Here is a 16,327-nt window from a genome sequence, read left to right on the forward strand (position 1 = left end):
ATCTCCATCGATAATAACAAGCACTGCTGCTTAACAATGATTAAATTCCAGGGGTTATCCAAACAGTACGGCAGCTTTGATGCTGTGCATCCGTTGGATCTGCAAATCTCCAGTGGAGAACTATTCGGCTTCCTGGGTCCTAATGGCGCAGGTAAAACCACCACCATCCGCATGATGATGGGCTTGCTGGTGCCGAGCAGCGGCTCGGTCCAGATCGACGGACTCGATTGCCACGCCGACAACACCGAAGTCAAACGTCGCATCGGCTACCTGCCCGACAATCCGATTTTCTACGACTACCTGCGCGGTCACGAGATTCTCCAGTTCGTCGGCGAGATGCATGGTCTGCCGCGCGCAGAAGCAAAACAGCGCACGCAGCGCTTGCTGAAAGAGTTCAGCCTCGATGACGCGAGCGAAGAATTCGCCGTCAATTACTCAATGGGCATGAAAAAGAAACTTGCCCTTGCCTGCGCGCTGATTCACGAACCACGCGTGCTGATTCTGGACGAGCCGATCAACGGTCTCGATCCGCGCGCCGCGCGCGAGGTCAACGAGCGTCTGCTCCAATGCGCAGCGCAAGGCATGACCATTTTCGTCTCAACCCATTTGCTGGACATGGCCGAGCGGCTGTGCAGCAGGGTCGGCATCATCCACCACGGCAAGCTGGTCGCCACCGGCACGCTCGACCAGATTCGCGCCGCCACAGCCACCAACGGTTCGCTCGAAGAGATCTTCCTCAGCCTGACGAACGACGTCTCGCCGACGAGCGAGTCAATCTCCAGGGTGGCGTGACATGGCCTATCACGAGGCACTGCGCGCAACCCGTGTGCTCGCCGGCCTGCGCCTGCGCAGGCTGCACAACATCATGACTGTCACCACCTTGCGGCGGCTGTCCAAAGGGGTAGCGAAAGGCGACCATCGGCAAGCCACACCGGCCAAGGCGGGTATAGGCTGGCTGGTGATGCTATGCGTGGCCGCGATGATGGCCTCGTCATTCGGCAACAGCACGCGGGCGTTTCTGCTCACGCTGTATTGCCAGGGCAACGCAGCGTGCAGCGGCATATCTTCGATGCTCTCTCCCCGGATTGCCGCGTACGCGCACATGACGCCGTTCAGCGACGGCATGACGCGCGGCATGACGATGTTGATGAGCGTGATGGGGCTATTCGCCTTGCTGTATCCGTTCGTGTCGTCGATGCGATCCGGTCCCGACTGGGACTTCGAATGGATCGCGACTCTACCGATGACACGAACCACGCTGCTATGCACGCGAATCGCCGAACGCGCCCTCATCAACCCAACCGCGTGGCTCGCGTTCGGTATTACCGGTGGGATCACCGCGTGGTATGCCAATGCAGGCTGGTTGACGCCGCTCTATACGCTACTGATCATCCCGCCTTTGCTATTGCTGGTCGCTTCGCTCTGGACCGTCCTCGATCTGGGGCTGCATGTCATGCTGCCACCGGCTGCGTTGCGTAATTTTCAGGCCATCCTCATGCTCGTGGTGGGTCCGGTGGTTTATCTGGTGATGTCGCTTCAGTCGCCAACCGCCAGGCACTATGCACTGATGCTTGCCGGGCACACGCCGCAGTGGGCCATCTGGACGCCGCCCGGCGTCGCCATCCAGATACTGTCCGCGCCGTTCGAACTGCACGCCCTGAGCCTGTACGGCATCTTGCTGGTGGAGGCCGGCATGGTTGCGCTACTCAGCGTGTTGTTCCTGCGCTTTCAGTTGCGCGCGGGCATTGTGACGCACGGCCTGCGCGAGAGCGGCCGGTCCGCGCGGCATACCCGCAAGTCGCGCGAAGACGAACAGACACGCGAGCGCACTCGCAACGCTGGCAGGGTGTGGCTATCGCCCGTCAAACGACGCGAACTGATTTTGCTTTTGCGCGATCGCCGCCATCTGATCCAATGCCTGGGCCTGCCGCTCATGATGGTGTTCGGCCAGTTCCTGCTCAACGACCATCTGGGCGCGACGGTCATGCAGAATCCCGCGTTCACGGCGAGCGTCGCATTCTTTATCGGCGCGTACACCTTCATGCAGACCGTGATGCCGGCGTTGATCACGGAAGGCGAACGGCTCTGGCTGCTTTATACATTCCCCCGCTCGCTCGCCGGCGTATTGCTGGAAAAAGCGCAGTTCTACTGCGGGATCGCACTCATTTATCCGCTGCTGTTGTTCGCCGGTTGCATGACGCTGTCCCATCTTGCGCCCTGGCATTTTGCAGTAGGCGCCCTGCTGGTCTTGCTCGGTTTGCCCATCTACGCCGTGATCGCGCTATCGCTAGGCGTATTGTCCGGGATGCCCGCTGAAACAGGCAGGCGCCAGCTAGGAATCCGCTATGCCTATCTTTTCATGGCACTGGCAGGGTTCTATATTTACGCGCTGGCGTCCCACGTCTGGTGGCAGCAGATCACCACACCCATCCTGTGCGGCGCGCTCGCTTTTGCGCTTTGGCAAAAGGCGAGCGACAGGCTGCCCTATCTGCTCGATCCCACGGCTACTCCGCCGTCGCAGGTCTCGCTGGCCGACGGTCTGATCGCGGCGATGCTGTTCTTCGTGCTGCAGTTCATTGCCGGCTACGTGTTGAAGCAAACAGTGCATGTCGATGCGTTCACGCGCGTGCTGCTTGGCTATGTGTGTGCCGGGGCCGTGACCTATCTGTTGATGCGCACTGCGTTCTGGAGCCTGAAAACCCGTGGCATACCACACGTTCTTGGCCCTCAACCGATCCGCGCCGTCGCATACGGCGCTGCAATCGGCGTGCTCTGCGGCGGCGTGGGCCTGCTCTACCTGTGGCTGACCAGGCGCTATGGGTTTGCACCCGCTATCCCACCGACATTGCTATCACCGTCCGCTCGCCTCGCCCTCTGCGCCTTGACCGTATGCGCAGCGCCGGTGTTCGAGGAATTCGTGTTCCGCGGCCTCATCTTCGGCGGCATGCGCCGCTCGCTCAATGTCTTGCTGTCGGCCTTGGGGAGCGCAGCCTTATTTGCCATCGTTCACCCGCCTTTCTCTATGCTGCCGGTGTTCGCGCTGGGTCTCGGAACGGCATGGGTGTACGGGCGCAAGAAAATGCTGCTCGCGTCGATGGCGACTCACGCTGTCTACAACGCTATCGTGGTCGGGTTCCAGCTTGCCACGCTCTACACCTGATCGGCCGACACGCCCCCTACCCCCTCACTCACTCGCAAGGTGACCGGTCCACGAATCAACACCAGATACGCCAGCGCCGCGAACAACGACATCCCCGCGCCCAGGTATAACGCCGGCACAAAGGACCCCGTCTTTTGCACGATCAGTCCGGTCACGATCGGCGCGAGCGAGCCGCCCATATAGCCACCGAAGTTCTGCAGCGCACCGAGCGAACCGGTACACCGCTGCGGACTGAACACGCTGATCATGGCCCAGGCGATCGTGGTCGCCGCCGTGCCGCAGAACAACGCGCCGGACAGACACGCCACAGCAACGTTGTTGTCGGGTACGAGCGCGGCCACCACGACGAACAGCGTCTGCGCGACCAGAAATACACACGCGGGCACCTTGCGGCTATGGGTCAGGCTCATGCCTTTGCGCGCGAGCCAGTCGGTCAGATAGCCCGCCACGAGCGCGCCTAAGACCGCGAACGTATAGGGAATGGCCGCCGTCCATCCGACCTGCGCGAGGCTCATATGCCGGGCCATGTGCAGATAGCCCGGTAACCAGGTATTGAACAGCCAGTTCACGTAGATCACGCCGAAATACCCAATGACCAAACCCCAGGTCGTACTCGATCTGAACAGACTGCGCCATTGCGCGAGACTCAGCCCGCGCTTCTCTCCGCTTGAAGTGGCTTCTCCGAGTCCGAGGTAACGGCGCTCATCATCCGTGAGCGCCAGTTGCGACGGATTGCGATACACGGCGAACCAGACCGCCGCCATCACAAGACCGAGAATGCCCATGGTCATGAACATCCAGCGCCAGCCGAAGTTCAGCATCATGGCCGTGAGCAGCGGCGCAGCGAGTCCCGTGCCGAGATACGAAGCACACATGAAAATGCCCGTCGCGGAACCGCGGTCGCGCACGGCGAACCAGTCCTTGACGACGCGTGCCGCCGCCGGAAACTGCGGCGCCTCGCCAATGCCGAGCAGTGCGCGTGCTGCGGCAAACTGCGCGGTGTTCGTCACGAGACCGCATAACAACTGCGCGCTCGACCAGACCGCGAGTCCGCAACCGAGCAGCCAGCGCGGACCGTAACGGTCGATCAACGCACCAATCGGCAACTGGGAAAACGCGTAGGCCCACAGAAAGGCCGAAAGCAGCATCCCCATTTCGGCAATCGACAATCCCAGATCATGGCGAATCAATGGATTGGCTACGGCCAACGCGGCGCGGTCGATGGTACTGATGGCAATGCTGACAACCAGCATGGCCAACGTGCTGCGCTGGATGATTTTTAGTCTCGGGGATGCGGCAACCGTACTCGTCATGCTGTCTCCTGTCTGGCGTGCTTTATAGGTCTACGTCACACCCCGTCCTTCAGCCGGCAGGGTGTTAACTCCCATAACGGTATACGCTCCCGGCTTTTACTGCTCCCAAGTCCGCAAGAGAATGGGTTGGTCTGTTCCTAAACCCATGAGGCAATCAGTATGCGTATATTCGTAACGGGAGCCACCGGCTTTGTCGGTGAAGCGGTCGTCCGCGAGCTTCTCGCAGCGGGACACTCCGTGCTTGGATTGGCACGCAGCGACGCCGGCGCCGACGCTTTGGCGCGAATCGGCGCCACGGTCCACCGGGGCGAGCTGTTGGACACCGAGAGCCTCGCTGCCGGCGCCAAGGCATGCGACGGCGTGATCCACACGGCCTTCATCCACGATTTCTCGAAGTTCAAGGAGAACTGCGAGGTGGACCGGCGCGCCATCGAAGCGCTCGGCGCCGCACTCGCGGGCTCCGACCGGCCGCTGGTCGTCACGTCCGGGACCGGGCTTCTGTCGTCCAACCGTATCGTGACCGAAGAAGACGTGCCCGCTTCCGGTCCAAACTCGATTCCGCGTGTGGCGTCGGAAGAAGCCGCGGCTGCGGAGGCGGCGCGCGGCGTGAACGTGTCGCTGGTACGCCTGCCGCCGTCAGTCCACGGCGACGGCGATCACGGTTTCGTCCCGCTCTTGATCGGGCTGGCGCGTGAAAAGGGCGTGTCGGCGTATGTTGGCGAGGGACTCAACCGGTGGCCTGCGGTGCATCGCTTCGATGCGGCGCGTGTCTACCGTCTTGCGGTCGAGAAGGGTGTCGCAGGCGCGCGGTATCACGGCCTCGCTGAAGAGGGTGTGCCGTTCCGGGACATCGCGGGCGTGATCGGCCGGCGTCTCAATCTGCCGGTTGTCAGCAAGGACCCTGAGGAAGCGGCTGACCACTTTGGCTGGTTTACGCATTTCGCCCAGATCGACAACCTGGCCTCGAGCCAACGCACGCGGGAACTGCTGGGTTGGGAGCCGACGCAACCCGGCTTGATTGCCGATCTCGACCGGCCGCGCTATTTCGAAGGCTGATTGGGGCACGTCCCTGCGGCACGCTTGTGCCGCAGGGACGGTGTCGCGCGGCGCAACTAGCAGGCTTCTTCCTGGGCATACGGCTTCGTCAGACCCGTCAAACTCGACAGCCTCATCGCCGCACAACCGGAAAGACCACCGAAACGGTCAGGCCCGCTCCGCCAGGCCCATCTGCCAATGAGACTTCGGCCAGATGCGCACGCGCGATTTCCCGCACGATCGACAGTCCAAGCCCACTGCCCTCTTCGCCGGACGCGCGAAAGAACGGCTCGAACACGCGATCGCGAAGTTCGGCGCTAATGCCTGTCCCTTCGTCCGTGATAGTCAGCACCACCCGCTCGCCCGTCGACGAGAGCCTGAGCGCAACGTGTCCGCCAGCGGGTGTATAACGAATCGCATTGTCGAGCAGATTGAACAGCAGCACGGAAAGTAGCGGCTCGTTGCCCATCACCTCCGCAGGCTCGTCGAGATGCGCGGACAGTTCGACACGGCGACGCTGCGCGAGCAGCGCAAGCTGTTCGATCGTCCCCGTCGCCACTGCGCGCAGATCCACCGGCGCGCCTTCGAAGTCCGCGTAGTCCGCTGCTTCCGCCTGAGCCAACAGCAGCAACTGGTTGGTGAGCGCAACCAGCGACAGGTTGCTGCGATGCATGGCCAGTAAGGTCTCTTTGACTTGTGCGAGATCGTCCTGACGGCGCGCGTACTGCAATTGCGTGCCGAGCAACGTCAGCGGCGTGCGCAACTGATGAGCCGCATCCGCAATGAAGCGCCGCTGCATGGCCGTCTTACGCTCGATGATATCGAGGCACTGATTGAACGCGGTGACGATAGGACGCAACTCGTTGCGCAATGGGTCAGCCCGCACCCGTAGTGACGCGTTCGGCGCGCGCCCAAGCATCTCTTTCGCGAGCCTCATCAACGGCTGCAGTTCGAAGGTGAGCCCGACGCACACCAGCACCACCGCAATCGTCACAATGCCCGCGAAATGCAGCATCTGCGGTCGCCACAACTCGGTGGCGGTGGCATCGCGTTGCTGCAAGGTCCGTCCAACCGACACCACAACCTGTTTCACCGCCCCCGAGTCGTACATGGGGCGAATCAGCGACACCGCGCGAATCGGGTGTCCGCTCACGGTCGCGTCATACCAGAGCGGCCCTTCGCCCGGCACGCGCAGCGGGAAATCAGAGGTCCCCGCAATCGTCGCGCCGCCCACTTCGCGAATGCTGAAAAAGACTTCGTCGCCGTACGGCGAACTCAGAATTTCGATCGCGCTGGGAGAGATCTCCGCGTGCAGATAGCCGCCCTCCCATTGAATATCGCCCGCCATCACGCGCGCCGAAGACAATAATGCTTCGTCCTGCAACAGACTCGCCGTCCGCTGCGCGTTGTCGTGTGCAATCAGTCCCGCCGCGAACACATACACGGTCATGGGCAGCAGCAGCCACAGCAGCAGCCGTAGGCGCAGGCTATTCGTCATCGGCGCCGTCTTCAAGCAGGTAGCCGAGGCCGCGCAGCGTGATGATGGTGGCAGTGCTCTTTTCGAGCTTCTTGCGCAGACGCGACACATAGATTTCAATCGCGTCTTCGCTGGTCGGCGCATCCGCGTTGCTCAGCGAATCCGCCAGCATGGTCTTCGCGACGGTCTTCTTGGCGCGCAGGATCAGTGCTTCGAGCACTGCGTGTTCGCGCGGCGTCAAGGTCAACGGCTCGCCTTCCACCGCGAACTGGCAACGGTCCATGTCATACGTGAGATTGCCGCATTTGAGCCGGTTCGAGCGCGACGGCGACTGCCGCCGCGCCAGCACCTTCACACGCGCGACCAGCTCGCGCGCGTCGAACGGCTTCACGATGTAGTCGTCCGCGCCCGCGCCGAGGCACACCACCTTTTCGTCGACGGCGCCGGTTGCCGTCAGGATCAACACCGGCGTCGCGTCGCCGCGCTCGCGCATGCGGCGCAAGACGCTCTTGCCCGACAGATGCGGCAGATTCAGATCGAGCAGCACGACGTCGTAGGGTACGGTGCGCACTGCAGCGTCGGCCGCTTCGCCGTCGCTGACGCGATCGAGCATGAAGCCGTCGTCGCGCAGCATTTTCGCGAGCCAATGTGCAAGCTGATCATTATCTTCGACGAGCAGTAGCCTCATCGCATCTATCCCCAAAGCGTTCATGCCGTCCTGTACTGCTCCCGCGACTGGGTGGAACGGTACAGGACCAGTGTCGCAACTACGCCGCACAGGGCCGCAAACGACATCCATGCGCCCGGCGAGGCCTTATCACCCGTAGTATGAATCAGCCAGGTGGAGATCGCCGGCGTAAATCCGCCCACCACCGTGGCGAGACTGTACGCCATCGAAAACCCGGTGGTGCGTACGTGTGCCGGCATCAATTCCGTCAGCGCGACCACCATCGCGCCGTTGTACCACGCATAGAGCAACGACAGCCACAGTTCGACCAGCAGCAGACGCGCGAACGACGGTTGCGCAACCATCCATTGCATCGCCGGATAAGCCGTGAGAATCGCGAGCACGGTACAGGCGATCAGCACAGGGCGGCGGCCGATGCGATCGGACACGGCGCCGGCAATCGGCAGCCAGATGAAGTTCGACACGCCCACGCAGACCGTGACCAGCAGCGAATCCAGCGACGTCAGCTTCAGCACGACCTTGCCGAACGTCGGCGTGTAGGCGGTGATCAGGTAGAACGAGGCGGTCGTCATGATGACGAGCCCCATGCCGGCGAGAATCAGCCGTGCATGCTTCACCATGGATCTGGCAATCTCGGCCATACCGGGGTGATGACGGCGTGCTGCAAACTCTTCGGTCTCCTGAAGCGAACGGCGCACATAGAACAGGAACGGCACGATCAGACAGCCGACGATGAACGGGATCCGCCAGCCCCACGCGTTCATCTCCGACGTCGGCACAAGGCGGTTCAACAGCACGCCGAGCGACGCCGCGAACACCACTGCGACCTGCTGGCTCGCGGACTGCCACGAGCAGTAGAAGCCGCGATTGCCTTTGGTGGCGATCTCGGACAGATAGACGGACACGCCGCCCAGTTCGACCCCGGCGGAGAAGCCTTGCAGCAGCCGCCCAAACAGCACGACGGCGGGGGCGAGGAGACCGATCGACGCGTAGCTCGGTACGAACGCCACGCATGCGGTGCCGATCGCCATCAACATCAGCGACAGGATCAAGCCCTTGCGGCGGCCGTGATGGTCGATGTACGCGCCCAGCACCAGGGCACCCACCGGACGCATCAGAAAGCCGGCGCCGAATACGGAAAGCGCCAGCATGAGCGAGGCGAATTCGTTACCGGTCGGGAAGAACGTGGCTGCAATGGCGGCCGCGTAGTAGCCGTACACGGTGAAGTCGTACATTTCGAGGAAGTTGCCGCTGACCACGCGGAACACCGAGCGGGCGCGCGATTCCCTCGAAGCGGACGGTGCGCTGACAGCCGCCGTCCCGTTTGTTGAAGTTGAAGATGTCATGATGACCTCGATAGTGAAGGACGAACACGTCCTCAGCAGCCATCGAGGCCACCGGGTACGGCTTCGCATACGATGGAACGTGATGGATCAGCCGATCGTCATCACGGATTTGCCTAATTGACGACGCGACTCGAGCGCTTCGTGCGCGGCTTCAACGTTGTCGAGCGTGTAACGGCCGCTGATCTCGATCTTCAGCGTGCCGTCCTGCAGGGCAGCGAAGATTTCATCCGCGCGACGCTGCACCGTTGCAGCATCCGCGAGATGATCGGCAAGACGCGGACGCGTGAGAAATAGCGAGCCGGCCTCGCCGAGTTCGATCGGATCGAGATCGTTCAACGATCCGGACACCGAACCGTAGTTCACCACCAGACCGCGCGTGCGGGTAGCCCGGAAACTGTCTCGCAAGGTGGCGCGCCCAACGGCGTCGAACACCACGTCGACGCCACGGCCGTTAGTCGCTTCTCGCACGCGCTCGGCGAAACGGCCCTCGTCGTAAAGCATCACGTGATCGGCGCCGTGTCCGCGTGCAACTTCGGCCTTCGCCTCGCTGCTCGTGGTCGCGTAGACGGTCACGCCGCGCCGTTTGGCGAGCTGGACCAGCAACTGGCCGATGCCGCCCGACGCGGCATGCACGAGGCACGTGCTGCCTGCGTCAAGATGCGCGACGTCCTCAAGCAGATAGTGCGCAGTCGATCCCTGAAAAATCGCCGCTGCTGCCAGGTCAAACGGAATCGCCGCCGGAATGCGGGCGACGCGGGCGGCCGGCACGACCGCATACTCGGCATACGCGCCCCACGAAATGCACCACGCAACCCGGTCGCCGCGCTTCAATGCGGTGACGTTCGTGCCCACTTCGACCACCTCGCCCGCGCCCTCCATCCCGAGCGTGCAGGGCAGCCGCACCGGGTACGTACGCGACGCTTTGTATTTGCCTTGTCGCGTATGGATGTCCATGAAGTTGATGCCGGCGCAACCCACGCGGACCAGCACGTCGTCGGGACCCGGCGAAGGAATGGCAATGTCAACGCGCTGCAGTACTTCCGGTCCGCCGTATTGCTCGATGCGGATGGCCTTCATAAGTCGTGTCCCCTAGCTTGATGGAATGCTGTTGCCTTGACCGTGTGCACGCCTGTGCTCGCGCAGCGGTCCTCGTCAGTGGCCCGACACCACGTTGGCCTCATCGGCGAAGCGGTTGGTGTAGGTCCGCGCCAGATCGACGTGGCGTGGCACGATCGACGGGTCGACCGCAGCCAACACGCCCAGCACCGTCTGCGGTGCGCCGTCGGGCATCCGGCCGTCGCGCGAAAACGCGGGAATCATGTCAGCCAGTGCCTGCCGGTAAAGCGCTTCGTTATCCCCAACAAAATTCTTCGGCAACACAGCCATGATGTCGCTCGCACTGTGCGTCGAAATAAAAACAAGCGCGCGCGCAACGCCGCGCACGAGGCGCCGGGTTTGGTCCGGATGCGCCGCGACCCACTTGCGCTGCGCATAGAGACAGGAGCCGGCATACGGTCCGCCAAGCGCCGCACGTGTGCCCTCGATACTGCGCATGTCCACCAGCACCTGCGCGGCGTTCGCGGCCAGCAGGCGCGATGCGGTCGGCTCCTCGACCATGCCGGCGTCGATCGATCCTTTCATCATGGCGTCGACGAAGCCGTTGTCGGGACCTATCGGCACGATCGTGTACGTACTCCCGGCCAAGCCCGCTTGCTGGGCGAGATAGCGGGTCAGGAAGTGCGTGGAGGCCCCGAACCCCGTCACACCGAGTTTTCGGCCGCGGGCATCCGCCATCGTCCGCATCGGCGTGTCGACCCTGGTCGACGCGAGTTCGGCCAGCCCCGCGGACTGCGCCAGAACGAGGATGGATTCGACTTCCAGGCCTCGGCTTTGCAGATCGATCGTGTGGTCGTAGAAACCCACCGCACCTTGAACGGCACCCGCAATCAGTTCGGTCGCGGTATCGACGCCGGCGGGTTCCGAGAGGATTTCGACGTCCAGCCCTTCATCGCGGAAGTAGCCCAGCCGCGCGGCCAGTGTGACCGGCAGATAGATGATCTTCGTCACGCCACCGGTCATGAGCGTCAGCTTCTCCGCGTCGGCATGCGGCGTCCAGAACAGGATCGCGCAGGCGGCGAAGGCGGGCGCCATGAAACGGGCGAACGGTGGCATAGCAGGGTGTCTCCTGTCGATGGCTGCTGTTGCGAAGCAGCCGCCCGATAGCGACGGGTCGTCTGATGCAGCGCTTGCGTGGAGTATAAAAAACGGACGCCTTCTGGCTGCTTTCCGTCGCGGCGAAATGTTCTGGGTGTTTACCCTTCATGCAGTCGTTGGACAGCGAGGGGCAATTATCCGCACGTATGCGTCATGTATTTTTATCCGGGTATTATTGACAATAATTTTACCCGGGTATAAATTCGAGCCCACTCAAAGCTCGATGACTTCCGACATGACCACACTAGATCTGAATGCCGGCGCAACCGCGCCCGTCGTTGATGAAATCGACCTGGTCGATCTCCGCGTGACGGGCACGATTCCGCGGGACCTGAATGGCGTGCTGATACGCAATGGCCCGAACCCGCTGCAGGGTCGCTTCGAAGGAAACAACGTGCTGAACTGGTGGCCGGAGGCTGCGATGTGGCACGGCATCTCGTTTCAGGACGGCCGCGTCACCGGCTACCGCAACCGCTGGGCTCGCACACAGCGATGGGCCAAGGTGCACGCGCCGGATATCGCGGCGTCTCTGCTCGACACCAATCCGAACGTCAACGTGCTCCATCACGCCGGTGAGATATTGGCGCTTGCCGAAGGCGGCGCTCCACTCGCGATGACGGCCGGACTCGAAAGCCTCGGAACCAGTCGCCGTCACCCAGGACTCGCCGGCGGGATGACGGCGCATCCCAAGATCGATCCCGAGACGGGCGAACTCATGACGTTTCGGGCCGATTGGCAAAAGCCGTGGTTGCGCTACGGGGTAACGGATGCGAACGGTGCGCCAGGCGTCGACGTTGAAATCGCCGTGCCGTCTGCGTCGATGATGCACGACATGGCTATCACGGCGACCCGCAGTATCTTGCTGGACCTGAACGTCGCGTATGACTTTTCGATGCTATCGCGCGGCTATCGCATGCCGCTGCGTTGGCATGACGAGCGTCAAGCGCGGATCGGCGTCATGCCCCGTCATGGTGGCGAGGTTCGCTGGTTTGAAATCGCGCCATGCTTTATCCAGCATGGGGTGAATGCGTACGACGTGGGTACGTCGACGGTCGTTCTGGATGCCGTGCGATATACGCACTATTTGCGTGTGGCGGATCGCGGTGCCGCGTTCGAGGACAACCCGGTTGGTGTGCTGCGGCGTTACGTGATCGACCTTGATCGCGGAACGGTGACGGAAACGCAGCTTGACGATGCCGGTATCGAACTGCCTCGTATCAACGAAGGCCGGACCGGTCGACCGTATCGCTTTGCCTATGCGGCGGAGCAGCCGACCAATCGCGAGATTCGCGGTGTGGTTCGCTACGATCTCGCAGATGCTTCGATGCAGCGATACCGCGTTCCCGAAGGCGATCAGAACAGCGAACCGGTGTTCGTTGCGCGTCCCGATGCCACCGCTGAAGACGATGGCTGGCTACTGGTCTGTGTCTACCGTCGTGCGACGGATACCAGTGATGTCGTCATTCTCGACGGCCGGGATATCGCAAGCGCTCCGATCGCGACCGTGCAACTGCCTAGACGGATTCCTGCGGGGTTTCATGGAGCGTGGCTGCCGATCGTATCCGGCGTCAACGCAACCGCAGTCAGGTCGCCGGACGCCGCAGGAATGCCAGGAGCAGGCCAAAGCCGATCATCGTCGAGCCGCTCACGCGGTTGAACCAGCGAAGTCCTCGCGAACTACTCACCCAGGTTCCGAGGCCCGCTCCGATGACGGCATAGACGGAAATGGCCACCAGTTCGAGCACGAGAAACGTCGAACCAAGCACGGTGAAACTGGTTGCGTATGCGGATCGGTCCACAAACTGCGGGAAAAACGCGGTGAAAACCAGAATCGCCTTTGGGTTTCCAGCCGCCACGATGAATTCCTGCTTCGCCAGTTGACGAAAGTTGAACGACTCACGGCCATCCGCCGTCTCCTGGGTTGGGCGCGCGAGAAGCGTCGGACCCGAGCGAAAGAGTTTGATACCGATCCAGACAAGATAAGCCGCCCCACCGAATTTCAACGCCGTGAAGAGCGTCGCGGAGGCGAGCAGCAGCGCTCCGAGTCCCAGGCCCGCGATTGCAATCATGACCGCGAAGGCCAGCAGTCGTCCAAACGCCACCAGAACGGCACACCGCACGCCGTTGCGCGCTCCGTTGGAAATGGAAAGCACGTTGTTCGGACCGAGCGCCATGTTGATGGCGAAGCAGGCGGGCAGAAACAGCCAATAGTTCTGGAATGACATAACGAGTCACAAGTGTCGGCGAGGCGCGAAGCGATTAATCTAACAGAGTTGCTGAGGCAAAGCGTTAAACGGCAAGCCTGGCACCGTCGCGATCCTACGGCACGACCGTAAATACAAAGATCGCATTGTTGAGCGCATGCAACAGGATCGACATTGACAGCCCCTTGGTCTTCTTCACCAGCCACCCTGACACAGCACCCATCGCGAACAGGTAACCAAAGTGCCAGACGTCCCGATGCATTGCCGCGAACAGCAAGGCCTGCAACAGATTGGCCCAGCCGAAACTGATATGACGCGACAGTCCGCCCAACAAGCAGCCGCGGAAGACCAGTTCCTCGACGATCGGGACCAGCACGGACAACACGAAGAGCGCCAGTGCAATGCCCCCAACCGATTCTGCGCCGTGAACTAGGGCTACCGGCCACCCGCTGGGCGGCACCTTTGGCGTAATCCCGCGCAGGCTCACGGCGGGATGGAGCAGAGCAAAGCCGAGAAGGATTGCCGGCCACACAAACCATTTCCGCTTCCATCGGCCGCCACCTAACCAGTCGCGCCAGGTTAGCAGCCGGGCAGCCCACGCGAGCCCAAGCGCGCAGAACACCACCGCCCATAAATAGGTCGTCGCGAGTCGGCTCTGCCAATCCATGCGCAAGACGCCACTACCCGTTGGCGAAAGCGACGCCGTGCCGGCATGCAAGTCCGTGACGAAATACAGTACGCCAAAATAGATCGAGAGCGCTATCCACCCGTGACGCAAGCCGATCCGGCCAAACAGCGGCATCGACGTCTTGCCGATCCGTTGCCGGACGGTGCCACGATAGTGCGCTGGAAACAGCAGCATTCCCGGCGCTGCCGCAGTCAACGCAAGCATGAACAGCAGGCCAAAGGTCAGCGGACGCAAGTCCGTTCGGCCGATCATAGCTGGGTCGAGATCCAGGAGGCGCGCGTACGCTCCGGTCAGTGCTGTCGCATTTTGTGTTTTCGTGTACTGGTCGTGAATGACGTCAGCGGCGGCCTTCGCGTTGCCTGCGTCGAACGCCACGTCGAGACGAAGTTGCTGATTCTGTGGGGACTCGAATTTGCGCGACGCGGCGTCGGCGCTCAATACGGCCTCGGCGCCCGCCGAATCGCCGACATGCTGAAGAGCACGCGCCGTCGTGTACGCGTCGATCTTCAATCCCGCGTGTTGAGCGCGACGTAACTCGTCCCTCGCTTCGGTACCGGGCAACAATTCCGTTGCGGCCTTGATTCGGCCTGTTTCCTGCCAGAAGTTCGATGCGACGGGTGCGGCAGCAAGCAGCTTGCTCGCGTCCTGGACGCGCTTGGTCTGCACGAGATAGCGCATCGCGGCAATCACGCGTTCGTTGCCCGGGTCGAGCTGCACCGCAATTAAGGCCTCCTGGCCGGCTCGCGTATCGTTCTTGGCGAATTCGTAGCCGTGCGATAGCGCTGCGTGCAAACGGACGCGTTGCGTCGTCGACCAGTTGTTCGAAACTTTGACCAATGGCTCGCCGTATGCAACGGCTTGCGCACCAAAGCGATGCTCGAGCACAAATAGCGCTGCTTCAGGGTCGGACGAAAACTGTTTATCGAGCGTCGTCTCACAGGCATCGAAGTCTTTGCCCGCCGCATCACTCCAGGCCAGATCCTCCGCGGACGCGAAGCGTTCGATGAACTTGCATTCTGCCAGGGCGAGCGACGCATCAGCGGGGTGCTGAAGCAATGCCTCGCGATAGGCGTCCAGCGCGTGCTCGTAGGCGCTCTTCTCTCCGTTCAGTACGGCGTCGCTGATATGGTCTGGAACACGCAGCTCGTCAACCGCGAAGCCCGTTGATCCCGCGGCCGCGGCGTAATCGATCAAGACCGCACTGAAGGCGGCGATGACGACGATCTTCAGAAGGCCAGGAAGCCTGTTAAGCGCGTGACGAGCGGACATTGTTTGAGTTTTTGACGACTGCGTGGTGGTCTGACGCGTGGATTGCGAAGGCACTTCATCCGGGTGGATCACTGTCCGGATTCGCGTCCACTCAATGCAAGCGTACCTTACTCAGTATCGTCATTAGCACGCAAATCTTTAGGGAAGGTCAAAAAAAACCCACTATGGATATGTTTTTCGCTTCGTAGGACGCCTCGGCCAGCAGCTTGGCCATAAGCACAACACAACAAACGAATTCGGGCTTCGCTGCTGGTCCGGCACTACTCCGCATCGCCCAACAATTCCTTTGCTGAGACCACCGTGCAATATTCCCCATCCAGGTTCGCTAACGACATGGCATGGACTTCTTCGGCACTGCGCATTCGACCATCCCAATCCATGCGGTTGAAAGTAAAGCAGCCGTCCTGAACGAGATAGGTATCGAAGCCGAGATTCCCGGCCATTCGCACCGTCGCCTCGATGGAGTTATTCGTGATCACGCCTACCACCACGAGCGTTGTATGCCCGCCTCCACGCAGGTGATCTTCGAGCCCCGTGCCAATGAAAGCGTTGTTCGTGTGCTTTGGAATGATGGGCTCGCCGGGCACCGGAGCAACCTCCGGCTTGAAGTCATTCCCAGGCTGCCCGGGACGATAGTGCGACGCCGGCTCGAGAGAATCGTGCCGCACATGCCAGACGGGCCATTTTTCAGCACGCCAACGGGTCAGCAATCGGCAGATTTCCTGCTCCGCCGAGAGGTTGTTCCTAATACCCCAGTCGGGGTGGTCGATAGCCCGTTGCAGGTCGATTAAAAGAAGGACTGCCCCGTGAGTCGAAGTTACCTGCATTGACTGAAGCCTCATCGAGCATGGTGGATGAAGTATAGCGAGAGCGGAAGTCTCGGGGTTCGCTAGCCAGCTTGCTCAGACCGGCTCTGCCGGGAAAGTCGCTTCA

The 16,327-nt window shown here is 61.8% G+C and carries 13 protein-coding genes; 4 read left to right on the forward strand and 9 right to left on the reverse strand.

The annotated features are described in order from the left end of the window. Positions 1-36: 36 nt before the first annotated feature. Together BUS12_RS00890 and BUS12_RS00895 are read left to right on the forward strand one after the other, a co-directional pair. Entirely contained in the window at positions 37-792 is a 756-nt protein-coding gene (locus BUS12_RS00890; protein ID WP_074293805.1) for an ABC transporter ATP-binding protein, read from the forward strand. 1 nt (position 793) lies between these two features. Beyond that, positions 794-3,160, forward strand: a complete 2,367-nt coding sequence (locus BUS12_RS00895; RefSeq protein WP_074293806.1) for a CPBP family intramembrane glutamic endopeptidase — start codon at positions 794-796, stop codon at positions 3,158-3,160. Here BUS12_RS00895 and BUS12_RS00900 read toward each other — a convergent pair. Next, positions 3,151-4,473: an MFS transporter gene (locus tag BUS12_RS00900; protein WP_074293807.1), complete on the reverse strand. Its 1,323-nt coding sequence runs from the start codon at positions 4,471-4,473 to the stop codon at positions 3,151-3,153. The two genes, BUS12_RS00895 and BUS12_RS00900, sit on opposite strands and share 10 nt — an antisense overlap. Positions 4,474-4,632: 159 nt before the next feature. Between BUS12_RS00900 and BUS12_RS00905 the strand changes: the two genes are divergently transcribed. Next, positions 4,633-5,529 (forward strand): SDR family oxidoreductase, encoded by an 897-nt coding sequence (locus tag BUS12_RS00905; RefSeq protein ID WP_074293808.1) that lies wholly within the window; start codon positions 4,633-4,635, stop codon positions 5,527-5,529. Positions 5,530-5,641: 112 nt separating this feature from the next. On the opposite strand, the gene BUS12_RS00910 is transcribed toward BUS12_RS00905, so the two are convergent. The 5 genes from BUS12_RS00910 to BUS12_RS00930 form a co-directional block, all read right to left on the reverse strand. Beyond that, entirely contained in the window at positions 5,642-7,006 is a 1,365-nt protein-coding gene (locus tag BUS12_RS00910) for a sensor histidine kinase (protein ID WP_074293809.1), read from the reverse strand. Beyond that, positions 6,996-7,673, reverse strand: coding sequence for a response regulator transcription factor (locus tag BUS12_RS00915; protein ID WP_074293810.1), 678 nt, complete (start codon positions 7,671-7,673; stop codon positions 6,996-6,998). Before BUS12_RS00915 ends, BUS12_RS00910 begins: the two co-directional genes overlap by 11 nt. A gap of 20 nt (positions 7,674-7,693) precedes the next feature. Next, positions 7,694-9,019 (reverse strand): MFS transporter, encoded by a 1,326-nt coding sequence (locus BUS12_RS00920; protein ID WP_074293811.1) that lies wholly within the window; start codon positions 9,017-9,019, stop codon positions 7,694-7,696. Positions 9,020-9,106: 87 nt separating this feature from the next. Next, positions 9,107-10,096: a quinone oxidoreductase family protein gene (locus tag BUS12_RS00925; RefSeq protein WP_074293812.1), complete on the reverse strand. Its 990-nt coding sequence runs from the start codon at positions 10,094-10,096 to the stop codon at positions 9,107-9,109. Between the two features lie 75 nt (positions 10,097-10,171). Next, positions 10,172-11,191 carry an ABC transporter substrate-binding protein gene (locus BUS12_RS00930; protein ID WP_074293813.1) on the reverse strand — a complete coding sequence of 340 codons (1,020 nt, stop codon included), beginning with the start codon at positions 11,189-11,191 and terminating at the stop codon, positions 10,172-10,174. A 277-nt stretch (positions 11,192-11,468) separates the two neighbouring features. On the opposite strand from BUS12_RS00930, the gene BUS12_RS00935 reads away from it, so the two are divergent. Further along, complete coding sequence (locus tag BUS12_RS00935; RefSeq protein ID WP_083640187.1) at positions 11,469-12,890, forward strand: carotenoid oxygenase family protein; 1,422 nt, start codon at positions 11,469-11,471, stop codon at positions 12,888-12,890. Here BUS12_RS00935 and BUS12_RS00940 read toward each other — a convergent pair. The 3 genes from BUS12_RS00940 to BUS12_RS00950 form a co-directional block, all read right to left on the reverse strand. Next, positions 12,817-13,458 carry a LysE family translocator gene (locus BUS12_RS00940; protein WP_074293814.1) on the reverse strand — a complete coding sequence of 214 codons (642 nt, stop codon included), beginning with the start codon at positions 13,456-13,458 and terminating at the stop codon, positions 12,817-12,819. The two genes, BUS12_RS00935 and BUS12_RS00940, sit on opposite strands and share 74 nt — an antisense overlap. 94 nt (positions 13,459-13,552) lie before the next feature. Continuing rightward, positions 13,553-15,466, reverse strand: coding sequence for a CPBP family intramembrane glutamic endopeptidase (locus tag BUS12_RS00945; protein WP_143788218.1), 1,914 nt, complete (start codon positions 15,464-15,466; stop codon positions 13,553-13,555). Between the two features lie 188 nt (positions 15,467-15,654). After that, positions 15,655-16,221, reverse strand: coding sequence for a cysteine hydrolase family protein (locus BUS12_RS00950; protein ID WP_171991569.1), 567 nt, complete (start codon positions 16,219-16,221; stop codon positions 15,655-15,657). Positions 16,222-16,327 lie beyond the last annotated feature (106 nt).

This window comes from Paraburkholderia phenazinium (genome assembly GCF_900142845.1).
GTDB lineage: Bacteria > Pseudomonadota > Gammaproteobacteria > Burkholderiales > Burkholderiaceae > Paraburkholderia > Paraburkholderia phenazinium_A.

Excerpts from the sequence above, each read along its gene's own strand:
- BUS12_RS00890 (WP_074293805.1), top strand. The coding sequence starts at position 37 with ATGATTAAATTCCAGGGGTTATCCAAACAGTACGGCAGCTTTGATGCT.
- BUS12_RS00895 (WP_074293806.1), top strand. The coding sequence starts at position 794 with ATGGCCTATCACGAGGCACTGCGCGCAACCCGTGTGCTCGCCGGCCTG.
- BUS12_RS00900 (WP_074293807.1), bottom strand. The coding sequence starts at position 4,473 with ATGACGAGTACGGTTGCCGCATCCCCGAGACTAAAAATCATCCAGCGC.
- BUS12_RS00905 (WP_074293808.1), top strand. The coding sequence starts at position 4,633 with ATGCGTATATTCGTAACGGGAGCCACCGGCTTTGTCGGTGAAGCGGTC.
- BUS12_RS00910 (WP_074293809.1), bottom strand. The coding sequence starts at position 7,006 with ATGACGAATAGCCTGCGCCTACGGCTGCTGCTGTGGCTGCTGCTGCCC.
- BUS12_RS00915 (WP_074293810.1), bottom strand. The coding sequence starts at position 7,673 with ATGAGGCTACTGCTCGTCGAAGATAATGATCAGCTTGCACATTGGCTC.
- BUS12_RS00920 (WP_074293811.1), bottom strand. The coding sequence starts at position 9,019 with ATGACATCTTCAACTTCAACAAACGGGACGGCGGCTGTCAGCGCACCG.
- BUS12_RS00925 (WP_074293812.1), bottom strand. The coding sequence starts at position 10,096 with ATGAAGGCCATCCGCATCGAGCAATACGGCGGACCGGAAGTACTGCAG.
- BUS12_RS00930 (WP_074293813.1), bottom strand. The coding sequence starts at position 11,191 with ATGCCACCGTTCGCCCGTTTCATGGCGCCCGCCTTCGCCGCCTGCGCG.
- BUS12_RS00935 (WP_083640187.1), top strand. The coding sequence starts at position 11,469 with ATGACCACACTAGATCTGAATGCCGGCGCAACCGCGCCCGTCGTTGAT.
- BUS12_RS00940 (WP_074293814.1), bottom strand. The coding sequence starts at position 13,458 with ATGTCATTCCAGAACTATTGGCTGTTTCTGCCCGCCTGCTTCGCCATC.
- BUS12_RS00950 (WP_171991569.1), bottom strand. The coding sequence starts at position 16,221 with ATGCAGGTAACTTCGACTCACGGGGCAGTCCTTCTTTTAATCGACCTG.